Source organism: Metabacillus fastidiosus NBRC 101226, assembly GCF_001591625.1.
Lineage (GTDB): Bacteria > Bacillota > Bacilli > Bacillales > Bacillaceae > Metabacillus > Metabacillus fastidiosus.
Map to the genome: position 1 here is coordinate 15,978 of NZ_BCVG01000046.1, position 13,310 is coordinate 29,287.

At 35.0% G+C, this 13,310-nt stretch carries 19 protein-coding genes; 15 read left to right on the forward strand and 4 right to left on the reverse strand.

Annotated elements, in window-relative coordinates; translation table 11 throughout:
* Nucleotides 1-119: 119 nt before the first annotated feature.
* The 6 genes from BFA01S_RS12155 (at nt 120) to BFA01S_RS12180 (ending at nt 3,549) form a co-directional block, all read left to right on the forward strand.
* On the forward strand, nt 120-1,157 hold the full coding sequence (locus tag BFA01S_RS12155) for a CAP domain-containing protein (RefSeq protein ID WP_066230557.1): 1,038 nt from the start codon (nt 120-122) through the stop codon (nt 1,155-1,157).
* Nucleotides 1,158-1,265: 108 nt separating this feature from the next.
* Entirely contained in the window at nt 1,266-1,667 is a 402-nt protein-coding gene (locus tag BFA01S_RS12160; RefSeq protein WP_066230560.1) for a YlbD family protein, read from the forward strand.
* An 11-nt stretch (nt 1,668-1,678) separates the two neighbouring features.
* Complete coding sequence (locus tag BFA01S_RS12165; protein ID WP_066230563.1) at nt 1,679-1,918, forward strand: YlbE-like family protein; 240 nt, start codon at nt 1,679-1,681, stop codon at nt 1,916-1,918.
* 161 nt (nt 1,919-2,079) lie between these two features.
* Nucleotides 2,080-2,460: a hypothetical protein gene (locus BFA01S_RS12170; RefSeq protein WP_066230566.1), complete on the forward strand. Its 381-nt coding sequence runs from the start codon at nt 2,080-2,082 to the stop codon at nt 2,458-2,460.
* A 69-nt stretch (nt 2,461-2,529) separates the two neighbouring features.
* A complete protein-coding gene (locus BFA01S_RS12175) occupies nt 2,530-2,979 on the forward strand; it encodes a YlbF/YmcA family competence regulator (RefSeq protein WP_066230568.1) in 450 nt (149 codons plus the stop codon).
* Between the two features lie 297 nt (nt 2,980-3,276).
* The gene (locus tag BFA01S_RS12180; RefSeq protein WP_066230570.1) at nt 3,277-3,549 is read left to right on the forward strand and encodes a YlbG family protein; all 273 of its coding nucleotides are present in this window, start codon (nt 3,277-3,279) and stop codon (nt 3,547-3,549) included.
* 54 nt (nt 3,550-3,603) lie between these two features.
* Here BFA01S_RS12180 and BFA01S_RS12185 read toward each other — a convergent pair whose 3' ends face one another.
* The gene (locus BFA01S_RS12185; protein ID WP_066230573.1) at nt 3,604-3,993 is read right to left on the reverse strand and encodes a DUF7147 family protein; all 390 of its coding nucleotides are present in this window, start codon (nt 3,991-3,993) and stop codon (nt 3,604-3,606) included.
* Nucleotides 3,994-4,355: 362 nt separating this feature from the next.
* Between BFA01S_RS12185 and rsmD the strand changes: the two genes are divergently transcribed.
* The 3 genes from rsmD to BFA01S_RS23455 all read left to right on the forward strand — a co-directional run bounded on the left by rsmD (nt 4,356) and on the right by BFA01S_RS23455 (nt 5,678).
* On the forward strand, nt 4,356-4,919 hold the full coding sequence (rsmD, locus tag BFA01S_RS12190) for a 16S rRNA (guanine(966)-N(2))-methyltransferase RsmD (protein ID WP_066230576.1): 564 nt from the start codon (nt 4,356-4,358) through the stop codon (nt 4,917-4,919).
* A gap of 14 nt (nt 4,920-4,933) precedes the next feature.
* The gene (gene coaD / locus BFA01S_RS12195) at nt 4,934-5,413 is read left to right on the forward strand and encodes a pantetheine-phosphate adenylyltransferase (protein WP_066230578.1); all 480 of its coding nucleotides are present in this window, start codon (nt 4,934-4,936) and stop codon (nt 5,411-5,413) included.
* Nucleotides 5,414-5,543: 130 nt separating this feature from the next.
* A complete protein-coding gene (locus BFA01S_RS23455; RefSeq protein WP_268874861.1) occupies nt 5,544-5,678 on the forward strand; it encodes a hypothetical protein in 135 nt (44 codons plus the stop codon).
* Between the two features lie 59 nt (nt 5,679-5,737).
* Here BFA01S_RS23455 and ylbJ read toward each other — a convergent pair whose 3' ends face one another.
* Nucleotides 5,738-6,961: a sporulation integral membrane protein YlbJ gene (gene ylbJ / locus BFA01S_RS12200; RefSeq protein WP_066230581.1), complete on the reverse strand. Its 1,224-nt coding sequence runs from the start codon at nt 6,959-6,961 to the stop codon at nt 5,738-5,740.
* Between the two features lie 171 nt (nt 6,962-7,132).
* Here ylbJ and BFA01S_RS12205 point away from each other — a divergent pair, with 171 nt between their 5' ends.
* A complete protein-coding gene (locus BFA01S_RS12205) occupies nt 7,133-7,909 on the forward strand; it encodes a patatin-like phospholipase family protein (RefSeq protein ID WP_066230607.1) in 777 nt (258 codons plus the stop codon).
* Nucleotides 7,910-7,916: 7 nt separating this feature from the next.
* A complete protein-coding gene (locus BFA01S_RS12210) occupies nt 7,917-8,927 on the forward strand; it encodes a SepM family pheromone-processing serine protease (RefSeq protein ID WP_066230583.1) in 1,011 nt (336 codons plus the stop codon).
* A gap of 53 nt (nt 8,928-8,980) precedes the next feature.
* Here the strand turns inward: BFA01S_RS12210 and BFA01S_RS12215 are convergent, their stop codons facing one another.
* Nucleotides 8,981-10,177 carry a nucleotidyltransferase gene (locus BFA01S_RS12215; RefSeq protein WP_066230586.1) on the reverse strand — a complete coding sequence of 399 codons (1,197 nt, stop codon included), beginning with the start codon at nt 10,175-10,177 and terminating at the stop codon, nt 8,981-8,983.
* A gap of 648 nt (nt 10,178-10,825) precedes the next feature.
* Here BFA01S_RS12215 and BFA01S_RS12220 point away from each other — a divergent pair.
* The 3 genes from BFA01S_RS12220 to BFA01S_RS12230 all read left to right on the forward strand — a co-directional run bounded on the left by BFA01S_RS12220 (nt 10,826) and on the right by BFA01S_RS12230 (nt 12,341).
* Nucleotides 10,826-11,347, forward strand: coding sequence for a YceD family protein (locus BFA01S_RS12220; protein WP_066230588.1), 522 nt, complete (start codon nt 10,826-10,828; stop codon nt 11,345-11,347).
* Between the two features lie 83 nt (nt 11,348-11,430).
* Nucleotides 11,431-11,604 (forward strand): 50S ribosomal protein L32, encoded by a 174-nt coding sequence (gene rpmF / locus BFA01S_RS12225; RefSeq protein WP_066230591.1) that lies wholly within the window; start codon nt 11,431-11,433, stop codon nt 11,602-11,604.
* A gap of 137 nt (nt 11,605-11,741) precedes the next feature.
* A complete protein-coding gene (locus tag BFA01S_RS12230; protein WP_066230594.1) occupies nt 11,742-12,341 on the forward strand; it encodes an RsfA family transcriptional regulator in 600 nt (199 codons plus the stop codon).
* 96 nt (nt 12,342-12,437) lie between these two features.
* Here BFA01S_RS12230 and BFA01S_RS12235 read toward each other — a convergent pair whose 3' ends face one another.
* Complete coding sequence (locus BFA01S_RS12235; protein ID WP_066230596.1) at nt 12,438-12,914, reverse strand: N-acetyltransferase; 477 nt, start codon at nt 12,912-12,914, stop codon at nt 12,438-12,440.
* A gap of 167 nt (nt 12,915-13,081) precedes the next feature.
* On the opposite strand from BFA01S_RS12235, the gene BFA01S_RS12240 reads away from it, so the two are divergent.
* Nucleotides 13,082-13,300, forward strand: coding sequence for a biotin/lipoyl-binding carrier protein (locus BFA01S_RS12240; protein ID WP_066230599.1), 219 nt, complete (start codon nt 13,082-13,084; stop codon nt 13,298-13,300).
* Nucleotides 13,301-13,310 lie beyond the last annotated feature (10 nt).

The window sequence follows — 13,310 nt, forward strand, 5'->3', positions numbered from 1 at the left end:
GACACATAGTGTGTCTTATTTTAATTTGTTAACAAAATAAGAAAAATTTCCAAAACATAGTCCTTTTCCTTTATAATGAATAGTAAACCTAGAGGACATAAAGGCGGGGGTGCAAACTTTTGAGAGTTTTTCTACGGGCGGTTATTATATTTATTATTATTTTTCTCGGCTATACACTGTATGCACAGTTCGGTTATTATGAATCAGAGAAACGGGATGGGGAAGATACTAATATTTCCGATGAACAGTTAGAAGAAGAAAAGTTGGTATTACCTAATGACGGAATTTTGTCATTGGTTGGAAAAAGTACTGTTGATATAAAGAAAATAATTGGGGAACCTAATAGAATTGATCCGTCTGCATATGATTATGATTGGTGGATTTATGGAAATGATCCGAAACAATATGTGCAAATAGGTGTTTTAAATAATAAAGTTGTATCTGCATACGGGATTGGAGAAAGCTTAAATGCAGACCCATTTAAAATTGGGCAGCCTATTCAAGAAGTTTTCCAAATTGCACCGATGTCACCTAGTATATCTGCTGAATATAGAGGAAATTCATATCGTTTTGAATTATCAGAGGAAGATATGAATACGAGACCATCTGTTAAATTTGGAAATGTATACGTTCAATTATATATCGATAAATTTGATGGCAATCTTTCAAGTATTCGAGTAATGGATGAGGAAACATTTATTAAGCAGCGCTCATATGAAGTTATCTTTCGAGGTGAATTAATTGAACCGGAATTCGTTACTGCTGATAAATGGAAAGAGATAGAAAAGGGTTCAGAGAAACAAATTTTTGAAATTACAAATATGATTCGAAAACGACATCAGCTTGAAACGTTGCAATGGGAAGAGACGGTCGCGCAGGTAGCTTATTTACATAGTGCAGATATGAAAGAAAATAATTATTTTTCACATGAGTCACCAACAAAAGGCTCGCTTGTTAACAGGCTTGCAGAATACAAAGTGAATTATGAAATGGCTGGTGAAAACATCGCGGCTCAATATGTTGATGGAATTGCTGCTGTTGAAGGATGGCTTAATAGCAAAGGACATCGGGAAGCGTTATTAAACGATGAATTCACCCATTTAGGTGTCGGGGTAGATGAGCTGTACTATACACAAAATTTTATAAAGTTAAGATAGCTGGAGACTGTCTCTTATAGAGGCAGCCTTTTTTAATTGGGCGAACATCTTACATCGATTTTAAATAATATGGTAATAGGTAAATGGTAGATCGAGGTGATTTCTTAAATGACAACAAAGAATAGGAAACAGTCGGTTGAGCAGTTTAAACAATTCGTAAAAAAACACCCAAAGCTTATTACAGAAGTAAGAAAAGGGAATAAAGGCTGGCAGGAGCTGTTTGAGGATTGGTATTTACTTGGAGAAAATGATGCTATTTGGAAGCGATATACAGAAAAGGTAACAGAAACTGAAAAAGAAACTGAAAAAAAAGAGGAAAAGAAAAATGATTTTTTCTCACAAATTGTGACAGCAGTAAAGAAAATGGATGCAGAACAAGTGAATCATCATATTCATAATATGAGCAGTACAATCGCAACTTTGCAAAATTTGGTAGAACAATTCGGCTCAAAGGGAACTGGACAGAATAATTCAACTGGTAATCATCCATTCTCTTTCCGAAAAGATTAGTGGGTGCTTAAATGAGAAAAGATGTTATCGAATATATAAAAGCAAATAAAGATTTAAAACGATTTCTTCGTGAACAGCCTTATTGGTACCGCCGGCTTGCAAGAAATCCGAAAGATATCGAAAAAATGAAAATCGAAATGATGAATTATTATCAAAAAACAATTCCGCATAAAGTTGCACAATTTTCAAACTCTGTACAGATGGCACAAATGATGTTAGGGATGTTTCAAGCAATGAAACAGCAGGACTAGCGAAGCACTGAATAAGTGCTCTTTTTTATTTTTTCTGTCATGAATAGCGAAATAAATGTAAACACTAACATAAAGTGAAACTTCTGTCAGCGGGGGTCTTTCTTATCCTTGGACGGGAGTCTTACTGCCCGTTAAATGTGGGATAAAAGGAGGCAATTTTAATGAAACGAGTCTTCATTTTTATGTTAATAATGCTCTTTATGACAGCTTGCACGAATTATAGACCAACACCAGATGCCAAGGAGACAGAAGGACAAAATGTGCTCGAAGTAATGAGTCAAAAAGGAGAAGAGCATTTAGCAGTTCATTATCATGTAAAAGGAAAAAATGTTTATGTTGAATGCTTTATTCCAAATTTTTCATTTAATGATGGGAATAAGAAGCTCCTCCTATATGTAGATGGGAAGAAGATGAATGAAATAAAAACTGCAGCATTTGTTGTAAAAGATTTAGAAGAAGGGATACATACTCTCACTATCGAAGTTCTTCGTGATGATCTGCCGAGCGGTCAAATGAAATATAATTGGCAAGTTGAAATATGATTACTATCTCGTTCCCTTTTCCTTCACCTAAAAGAATGATAAAATAAAAGCTGGAGGTGTTGGTACTCTATGTTTGCTACGTTAGAAAGTATGCTAATATTAGATGAAGCTGAGGAATTAGCCAATTACGTGTTACAATCAGAGATTGCGGATGCGTACCGTAAATCTTTATATAATTTAAAGCAAGACGAAATAGCTCAACAAATTATTGCAAAGTTTATTAAAACAAAGGATCTGTACGAGGATGTGCAGCGCTTTGGCAAGTATCACCCGGATTACCGCACGATTACGGCTGATATGAGGCAGATTAAGCGGGAGCTTGACTTGCAGGATAGTGTAGTTGCTTTCAAAAAAGCAGAAAATGATGTCCAGTCATTACTTGACGAAATCAGTGTTATTCTTGGTCAAGCTGTTTCAAAAAATATTAAAGTTCCTACAGGCAATCCTTTCTTTGATTCATTATCAAGCTGTGGCGGCGGATGTGGGTCTGGCGGCGGATGCGGTTGTAAAGTTTCTTAAAAACGTGGTGTTCACCGCGTTTTTTCTTTTAAAAAGGAGATAGAGTAAATTTTCATTCGTAGTTAAGAGTATGATTATTTCCTGTGAAATAACGGATATGTCTTAATATGAAATGAAAATTAACAGGAAATTTACAAGTCAGCGTTGTGAAATTAACAAAAATTTGCTAGACTTTTCTATAAAGTGAAACTTCTATCAGTAGCGGGTCTAATCCTTTATTGATCGTTAGTTAAACTAATCGGACCTTTACCATAAAGTGAAACGGTTAGATGAAAACAAAGGGAGTTATTAATTATTATGTACGAAAAGCGCCAAGGAATTGTTATATGGCTTCATTCACTTAAGCAAATTAAGATGCTTAGGAAATTTGGAAATGTTCACTATGTTTCAAAAAAATTAAAATACGTTGTCCTCTACTGTGACATGGAAGCTGTGGAGAAAACAATTGAAAAATTAAACACTTATTCATTCGTAAAACAGGTTGAACCATCTTACAAACCGTTTTTAAAAATGGAATTTGAGTCAAAAGTTGATAAAGCGAAGGAATATGATTATAAACTGGGAATATAAAAATAGGGCTGGCCTTTTGGTCAGTCCTATTTTTATATGTAAGGAAAATCACCGTTATTGCATCGGTGGAATATAGTGATTGAGCCTTAAAATCCCAATTAAATGCTGATAGTAAAGCTCTTTTTCATTAAAAATAGTAGATGGTTTTACTTCTAATTTAATAATATCTTTATTTAATGTTTCTGCGAGCTCTATGAAAAGTTTGTATCTTTCACTTTCTTTAACAGCCGGACTAGGTATACCTTCACGACAAACATAGATTGCCTGGAAGTCCCCTGGATTTGTCGGTTCAAAAGCGACTGCTACGGAAACAACTTCTTTTTCGTTTACTTTCGTATGAAAGGCAAATAGTTTTGCGACACGATGTGAATTCGCCTTTGCTGTTTCAATTAATTCGTATAAATCTGAATAACCTTCACCGAGTTCAATAAAGCGTTGAATCATTTTTCTCCTCCTAAGTTATCATCACTTTAATGTACCATTTTTATAAACATGTTAGAAGGGGATAAAATAAAAAATCCCCCACAGAGAACTGTGAGGGTCCTTCTATTCCTCTATTATATAAGGCAGAAGGCAAAAGGGAGAGGAGAAACCGGAGGAAGAACTTATGGGGAAACGTAAGTCTTCTCCGCGGTTGGTGACAACATTAACGAATAGATGCTGTCTGTACTCATTATGACCAAATCAATTTGACATATACATTGTTTAATAAATTTTTTACTTTCATCATATATTGTGCAGGCAGGAGTGACTATGGTACGATAATGTCGTTAAACTTTTAGAATGTAGAAGCAGTGGTGAATAATATGAGAGTTATTTCTGGCACATGTAAGGGGAAACAGTTAAAATCTGTACCTGGTACATCAACGAGACCGACGACAGATAAAGTAAAGGAAGCTATTTTTAATATGGTCGGTCCTTATTTTAACGGAGGAAGAGCGTTGGATCTTTTTGCTGGAAGCGGCGGCTTAGGGATTGAGGCATTAAGCAGAGGAATCGATACATGTATATTTGTTGATCGTGAGCCAAAAGCTATACAGACGATACATAAAAATATCGAAAGCTGTCATTTTAAAGAGAACTCTGAAGTATATCGGAATGATTCAGAACGTGCTTTAAAAGCGATTATAAAAAGAGAATTAAAGTTTGAGCTGATTTTTTTAGATCCGCCGTATAAAAAACAAAAGTTAGAACAATTAATCGATTTTATTGCCGAACATGATTTACTTGCAGAAGACGGTGTTATTGTTGCTGAATACGGGACAGAGGACCAATTGCAAGAAAATATTAAAACATATACAGTACTAAAACATGAAACATATGGAACGACAGCTATTACGATATATGGGAAAGATAATAGCCAGTTTTAGAGGGGAATGACAAAATAGTGAGTACAGCAGTATGTCCTGGGAGCTTTGATCCAATTACATATGGTCATTTAGATATTATTAAACGCGGTGCAAAAGTTTTTGATGAAGTTTACGTTTGTGTTTTACATAATTCATCAAAAAAACCGCTTTTTTCTGTTGAAGAACGGTGTGAATTAATAAGAGAAGTAACGAAAGATATTCCAAATGTTACGGTTGAATCGTATGATGGGCTTTTAATTAATTATGCTAAAAATAAAAAGGCAAATTCTATTTTAAGAGGATTAAGAGCGGTTTCTGATTTTGAATATGAAATGCAAGGAACATCGATGAACCGGGTTCTTGATGAAACAATTGAAACTTTTTTTATGATGACGAACAATCAATATTCATTTCTAAGTTCAAGCATTGTGAAAGAAGTGGCAAAGTATGAAGGAAATATTTCAGAGCTTGTCCCAGAAGCGGTTGAGCATGCTTTAAAAAAGAAATTTAAATAGAAAAGTGAAAGCTCCTTACCGTGAAATTGCGGGAGGAGCCTTTGTCATTTGCTTGAAAAAGTATGATACAATATTATTATATACATAGAAATCCTATGCTTATTGAAAGTGATGATCAGGGGGATAAATATTGAATTTATTAGAGAAGATAACAACTTTCTGTATTATTTTTACATTGATTTTCAGTATTGTAATGCCATTGATCCTCATTTTCATCTTTGTCTTTTTGCTCCCGGAAGCTGGTACACCACCTGTTTTACAATAGCTATATAAAGAATAATTTCATCTTTGTCAGTGAAAGTGAAATATGAGCTATGTCCCCTTTTAGTTTCTCTCTGGAAAGAGGACTTTTTTTCCGTAAATCAAAATGTACAGAAGTAATGCTGTAATTGTTATTAATGGTCCCAGCTTACTCAATATTATCCAGATCTCTCCGAACCAGTAGGATGGCTTATTAATGAGAAATACAGGTACTGCTTTTACATTAAATGATTCCAAATTAGTATATAGAGGATTAAATAAGAAAAAAGTCAGAATAGAAGCATAGATTCCTTGAAGCACTCTTCCGATAAAGAAAGGCTTAAAGCTAATATCTGTTTCTGCAAGAATGCTTGCCACTTGTGATTGAACAGAGAGACCGCCGAATGCAAGAAGAAAACTTGCGATAATTGCTTTATCTAAAAGCTCTGCATTTGTTTCGCTTACGAGCTGATTCCCTAAAGTAAATTCGAAGATCCCGGAAATAATCGGTACACTTAATTCAGTTGAAAGACTAAAGATATGTAAGAAATTTGCTAAAATAATACCGAAAAATTCATTTATTTGATAAACCGTTAACAGCCGATTAAAAACAGAAAAAATAATGATAAAGCCGCCGATCATTAATAATGTTTGTACAGAAGATAGAACCGCATCCCCAAGCATTTTCCCAATTGGTTTCCTGTTTTTAATTCTTGTCAAATGAAGCTCCCGGAATGCAGTTAAAAGCGGTGGAAAAAAAGTACGCTTTTTTCGTTTCCAAGAAGTACTCTCTTTACTTTTATAAAAGCGCATTGTTAAGCCAACGAGGATATTGCCAGCATAATGAGCCACGGCAAGTAAAATCCCTAATGCTGGATTATCAAAAAAACCGACAGCGACTGCGCCGAAAATAAAGAGAGGATTTGCACAGCTTGTAAACGTAATAAGCCGCTCTGCCTCTGTTACTGAAATTTCTCCTTCTTCCCTTACCCTGGCAGTAAATTTTGCTCCAGCAGGATTTCCTGATGCCATTCCCATTGCCCAGACGAAACCGCCAACTCCAGGAACACGAAATACCGGTCTCATAATCGGTTCGAGCAGAATGCCGATAAATTTGACGATTCCAAAGCCAATTAATAGTTCAGACAAAATGAAAAATGGCAAAAGAGAAGGAAACACGACTTCCCACCATATTTTTAACCCATGGGATGACGCTTCAACAGATGCTTCGGGGCTTAATATAATCGCAGTTGTTAAACTTGTTATAAAGAAAGAGATGAAAATTGTTTTTACCATGGAGCGATTCAATATACCCCCTCCTACTGCAAAACTTATGCTCTTTTTTATGTACAACCTCCTGTCTGTTCAATATACGTTCATAGGGTGGCATTTTAGACCATAAGATTAATTAATTACTAATATTGTTTTTATTTTAGTGTTAAACTTAACTAGATAAAATAAGGAGGAATCTCCTTGACGATAAAACCTAAAATCGGTCTTGCACTCGGATCAGGAGGAGCAAGAGGGTTTGCACATCTTGGTGTTTTAAAAGTACTTTATAATGCCGGAATACGAGTCGATATGATTGCAGGGAGCAGTATGGGGGCACTTATTGGAAGTTTTTACGCATCAGGATTGTCTATTGACGAGATGTATAAAATTGCCTTTGCATTTAAACGTAAATATTTTTTAGATTTTACAATTCCAAAAATGGGATTTATTGCGGGAAAACGTGTAAAAGAACTTATTCATTTATTTACAAAAGGGAAGAATATTGAAGAGTTGGATATTCCGCTTGCAATTGTTGCAACAGATTTATATGAAGGTAAAAAAGTTATTTTTAAAAAGGGATTAGTTTCAGATGCAGTAAGGGCAAGTATTGCAATTCCAGGAATTTTTGTTCCGGAGAAAATAAATGGTAAATTATTAGTTGATGGAGGTGTTATTGACCGTGTCCCAGTTTCTGTCGTTAAAGACATGGGAGCAGATATTGTAATTGCAGTTGATGTTTCAAATGTGAAAAAAACAAAGGAAATTACATCGATTTTTGATGTGATTTTACAAAGTTTGGATATTATGCAGGATGAGCTTGTTTTTCATAGTGAAATTGCATCAGATATCATGATACGGCCAAGTGTGGAACAATACAGTTCAAGAGAATTTTCTAATATTAAAGAAATTATTGAAATTGGGGAGCGGGAAGCAGAAAAACACCTCGTAAACATAGACAAATTAATCGCAAACTGGAAGGGGTAAAACAACGTTGAAGTTCAGAACAATAATACGCTCTCTATTACTTCTAATTATCGTACTAACCGGCTTGATGCTTATTAAGCTTCCTTATTATATTACACAGCCCGGAATGGCATCAGAGTTGAAATCAATTATAAAAGTAGAGAATGGTCATGAGGAAGAAGGGAGTTTTAGTTTAACAACAGTAAGATTCGGCAGGGCAAACCCGGTTTCATATGTATGGGCGAAAATGAATGACTACTATAAAATCCAGCCGATAGAGGAAATTCGGAGCAATGATGAATCAGATGAAGAATATATTGAGCGCCAATTACATATGATGAAGATTTCCCAAGATTCAGCAATCATGCTTGCATATAAGAAAGCAAATAAAAAAGCGGAAGCAAAATATAATGGTATTTATGTAATGCAGGTCATGAAAAATATGCCTGCTGCGAATGTATTGCAGGTTGGTGACCGTATTTATAAAGCGAATGATAATAAGTTTGATACTTCTGAGCAGTTTACTGAATATATAAGCAAGAAACAAGCTGGTGAAAAGGTAAAGCTTGAATATGAAAGAGAAGATAAAAAGAATACAGCAGTTATTCAGCTCTCACCATTTCCCCATAATGTAAAAAGAGCGGGAATTGGAATTTCGACAGTTACTGACCGTGAATTAAGTGTAAGCCCGAAAATTACATTAAATACGAAGGAAATTGGCGGACCGTCAGCAGGGTTAATGATGACGCTTGAAATTTATAATCAGTTAATAGAGGAGGATTTAACAAAAGGATATAAAATCGCGGGTACTGGTACAATTAATACTAATGGGGAAGTAGGACCAATTGGTGGAATTTCACAAAAAATAGTTGCTGCACATAAAGCAGGAATGGATATCTTTTTTGCACCGAATGAAAAGGGAGCGGCACACTCGAATTATAATGAAGCGAAAAAAGCAGCAGCGGCTATTAAGACAAAAATGAAGATCATCCCAGTTGATACGTTCGATGATGCCGTTCAATACTTAAATCGAATATAGTAAAAGCAATTCATACAATGAGACCCACAATTATTATTTGTGGGTCATTTCAGTTAATACATGATCGGCGGTGTGGAAAACTCAGCTTTTAATAAGCTTGATCTGAGCGGCTCAGGGAAAATTTGATTATATGTATGTGCCGCTTTAATATCAATTGTCAGGCCCGGATGTGAGAATGCGGAAACTTTAGCAATGAGGGGGATTGGCAAGTCTTTCTTTATATTTTTTAAATATCTTCTTCCGTTTTCTGACATTCCTAAAAGCCGGATATACTCAGCTTTTCCTGTTAGTGTCGCCTTTTTTATTTCCTCTTTTTTCACTTTTGTTAAGATATGTGTGCATAAACGCTGCAGCCGTGTCCATGTATAGCGCTTCGTTTTTAGTTTTTCCATCAATTGCTGGAAACTCTCTGATTCAACAATAGCAGCACTAATTCTATTTTCAAGTCCTTCTTCCATCTCATAAATCTTTGCCAGCTCTTCTGTACTCATCGTCATAATTGCATATTTCAGCAATGAGAAATAATGTTCCCATTGTTGTGTACTCGTATTTTGTAAAGATGCATATGTAAAAGATGGGACAACATTTATAATAGGATTTTCATTATGATGAAATAATGCTTTTCTAATACTTGTTGCACTAGCAATATTGCTTGATGAAAAAGATGTATCATGATAGCCCGCAGCTGCCCTTTTTACTGTAAAAGGAGCAATATTTGTCTTTTGTTCATTGATTGCTTTTACATAATGGTAGCCCAAAATGTTATTTGGCTGGGACAGATCAAGCAGCTCGCTATCTTTTTCTAATTGTTGAAATGATAGTGTAAGTGCCCGAGGATAACTATATCCTTCTTTCATAAATTTTTTAATATAATAATTATATTGTTCTTCATGCTTTTTTAAAAATTCATATGTTTGTTGAAAACTATTTATTTCTCCGTGTTCACTTCCAAAACAAAGACTATTGCACTTAAGGGCATGTAAAATCGAAACAGCCCCGTTCGCAAAGTTTTCTGCTTTTTGGGTGGCAAAAACGTAAGGAAGCTCAATAACGAGATCACAGCCCCCATGAAGTGCCATTTTTGTACGCTCCCATTTAGAAACTAATGCAGGCTCCCCTCTTTGAAGGAAATTACCACTCATGACAGCGATGACGATATCTGCATTTGTCACTTCCTTTGAGCGTTCCAGATGATATTGATGTCCATTATGAAAAGGATTATATTCTACAACAATTCCGACTGCATTCAAATGAAAAATCTCCTTTCTTTTTAAGTAAATTAGCAGGGGATATATAGGGGAGAGATAAGGAATAATTAAACTATATTAAATTTTTAGAGGAGTGGTCTCTGTTTTGAGTACGAGGTTATTTAATGTTTCTACCTTATGAATATGCTCATTTAGTATTTATCATAGTATTTATATCCTTTGATTCGTTTTTCTTTAAATTTTAAACAGTTTTCTATATCTTTGTAATATCCGTTTGCATATGAGGAATTTCTACATCCATCGTGTTAGCTGTACTTGCTATAATACTTATCTATTCTTCTGAATTTAAAGTCTATTTTTCATTATAAACGATTCCGTTTAAAATAAGAAACTAAGGTGCTGATAATGAATAATTTCATAATATGTGTATGTTGAGAATGATTTACTGAATTTGATGGAAGGATAGCTTCATAACACATATAATAAGTGGATGGAACAGGTTCTCATTTTACAGAGCAAATCTGAAAACAGAAATATTGCAAAGAATCGGAGAAATTTCATGCTGCTGTTAAACGATGCTAATATGACATTTAAAGAGACATCATGTATACTTATGACTGTAAAGAAAAAATATTGACAAATATTATTGCGAAAGCTATAATTACCTTTGTTGCCTTGAGGTGATATTCAATGAAATGGACAATTAGTCAACTGCATCAATTGCAAAATAAGGGTTTAAACATTGATGAAATGGTGGATGTGAGTGATCTTAAACAGGTAAACGAAGAAATTCGTGATGTAAAACCTGTACATGTAGTTGGAAGAGCAGATATTAATGCTAGTAAAGCTACATTTCACTTAAAGATTTCTGGTTCAATGACATTGCCTTGTTCACGGACATTGGTAGATGTGAACTTCCCATTTTCAATTGAAACGACAGAAACATTTCTATTAAAGCATATGGATTTTGAAACTTTTGAAGATCTTCATGAAACGGAAGGGGAGATCGTTGATTTAACCCCGATTATTAAAGAAATTCTTCTGTTAGAAATTCCAATGCAGGTGTTTTGTGATGATGTAAGAGAAGGACAGGAGATTGCTCCACAGTCTGGCAAGGATTGGGAAGTTATTACAGAGGATGAACATAATAATAAGATCGATCCACGTTTAGCAGAGCTTGCCAAGTTCTTCGAAAACAATGACAAAAATTAAACTAAATTTTGTACATGTAAAATAGAAGACCCGCTTTAGTCGACTTCATTTTAATGTTAAATCTCTTTAAGGAGGTGGGAATAATGGCTGTACCTTTTAGAAGAACTTCTAAAACGAGAAAAAGACTACGTCGTACACATTTTAAATTACAAGTACCTGGTATGGTAGAATGCCCAAGCTGCGGTGAATCTAAACTTGCTCACCGTGTATGTAAAGCTTGCGGAACATACAAAGGAAAAGAAGTTGTTAGCAAATAATTTCTTTTAACGAATATGAAGAGAGGGTGACTAATAAGCATTTAATGTTTATTGGTCACCCTCTTTTTATTTTCTTATTCTATCTTTTCTAGCAGTCGCATATGTATAGAAAAAAGTGACTTTTGGAGGGATGAAAGATGACGGCAACACGTCAAGATGCCTGGTCGCATGATGAGGATTTATTGCTTGCTGAAGTCGTATTAAGACATATAAGAGATGGTGGAACACAGCTTGCTGCATTTGAAGAAGTCGGAAAGAAGTTATCAAGAACAGCTGCTGCATGCGGATTTAGATGGAATTCTTCTGTTCGTAAGCAGTATAAGACAGGAATTGAACTAGCGAAAAAACAGCGTAAAGAACTGAGAAAACAATTAAGTACAGAAGTTCCTGATAAAGAAGTTTTAAATGAAGAGCCAGTGTTGGCATCCGACATCTCGCTAAAAGAAGTAATTGTTCTCCTTCAGCAATATGAAAATATGCCATCATTGCATGAGCTGAAACGCGAGAACGAGCAATTAGTAGAGAAGGTGGCAGTATTAGAAAAAGAAGTTGAAAAACTTGAACAAGAGAAGAGAACATTCACTGACCATATTCAAGTAATAGAGGAAGACTATCATGCATTAATTGAGATTATGGACCGTGCTAGAAAAATGGTCGTATTTCAAGAAGATGAGAGAAGCAGGAAAGTGAAATTTCAAATGGATCGAAATGGGAACTTAGAGAGAGTGGAGAAATAAAAGGTATTATCGCGGTTTCTCCATATAAAGAAAAGTTAAGAATAAATGTGTAAAATAAAGCTCCCTTTCTTTGAAGAAGGGGAGCTGAATCTGTATTTATGCAATTTCGCTTGATCTCTTTATCGCTCTTGGATACCAGACGAGCGGGTTTTCACTTTTATCTCTTTCCATATCATACTTCACTGGATTGAAATTCATTCTCTCCCAGAATTCTGAAGATTTAACCCTTGGATTCGTTTTAATTGGCAGTCCAAATGATTTTGCGTATTCAACTAGTGCTTGCCCGTACCCTTTTCTTTGATAGAGTGGAAGAACTTCAAGCTTCCACAGCTCAAGATAATCTTGTCTTGGTTCAAAGTAGCGGTCAAATTTTTCCTCTACCCGGTAAAGACTCATTCTTGCAACGAGTTTGTCACCGAAGTAAATTCCATAAAACGGGGAGTTGCTATCATTTTCAATAATATTTTGCTGTAAGTCTTCCAGCATCGACAGCTCTTGGTTTCCATACTCTTTAAATTTCTTAAATTCTTCTAATGTTTTGTAATTAACTAACAATCTTTCAACTTTAATCATTCGTTAATCCCTCCTAGAAGAAATATAGTATTGGAACTCTCTATACCTTTACTTCATCCAAGGAACATAATCTTTCTAACTTCTTAATAATTATTATAACATGAACTCTAAAAAAAGGAAGCGTTTTCAATAAAAGTTTAATCTATCCATATAAGGGGGAGTTTGAATTGAAAGAAATTAAAGCGAATATTACTGGAGTCGTATTATATATGTATGTAAAAGAAGGGGACTATGTGCAAGCTGGGCAGGAGCCGGTCATTTTGGAGTCAATGAAAATGGAAATTCCTGTTGAAAGTGAGATGTCTGGGACAGTAGCCCAAATAAAAGTGAATGTTGGGGATTTTGTTAATGAAGGGGATGTACTCATCATTTTATCCCAGCCTTAACGGGCAGTAA

Coding starts and splice junctions, on each gene's coding strand:
- BFA01S_RS12160 (WP_066230560.1), top strand. CDS start 1,266: ATGACAACAAAGAATAGGAAACAGTCGGTTGAGCAGTTTAAACAATTC.
- BFA01S_RS12165 (WP_066230563.1), top strand. CDS start 1,679: ATGAGAAAAGATGTTATCGAATATATAAAAGCAAATAAAGATTTAAAA.
- BFA01S_RS12170 (WP_066230566.1), top strand. CDS start 2,080: ATGAAACGAGTCTTCATTTTTATGTTAATAATGCTCTTTATGACAGCT.
- BFA01S_RS12175 (WP_066230568.1), top strand. CDS start 2,530: ATGTTTGCTACGTTAGAAAGTATGCTAATATTAGATGAAGCTGAGGAA.
- BFA01S_RS12180 (WP_066230570.1), top strand. CDS start 3,277: ATGTACGAAAAGCGCCAAGGAATTGTTATATGGCTTCATTCACTTAAG.
- BFA01S_RS12185 (WP_066230573.1), bottom strand. CDS start 3,993: ATGATTCAACGCTTTATTGAACTCGGTGAAGGTTATTCAGATTTATAC.
- rsmD (WP_066230576.1), top strand. CDS start 4,356: ATGAGAGTTATTTCTGGCACATGTAAGGGGAAACAGTTAAAATCTGTA.
- BFA01S_RS12220 (WP_066230588.1), top strand. CDS start 10,826: ATGAAATGGACAATTAGTCAACTGCATCAATTGCAAAATAAGGGTTTA.
- rpmF (WP_066230591.1), top strand. CDS start 11,431: ATGGCTGTACCTTTTAGAAGAACTTCTAAAACGAGAAAAAGACTACGT.
- BFA01S_RS12230 (WP_066230594.1), top strand. CDS start 11,742: ATGACGGCAACACGTCAAGATGCCTGGTCGCATGATGAGGATTTATTG.
- BFA01S_RS12235 (WP_066230596.1), bottom strand. CDS start 12,914: ATGATTAAAGTTGAAAGATTGTTAGTTAATTACAAAACATTAGAAGAA.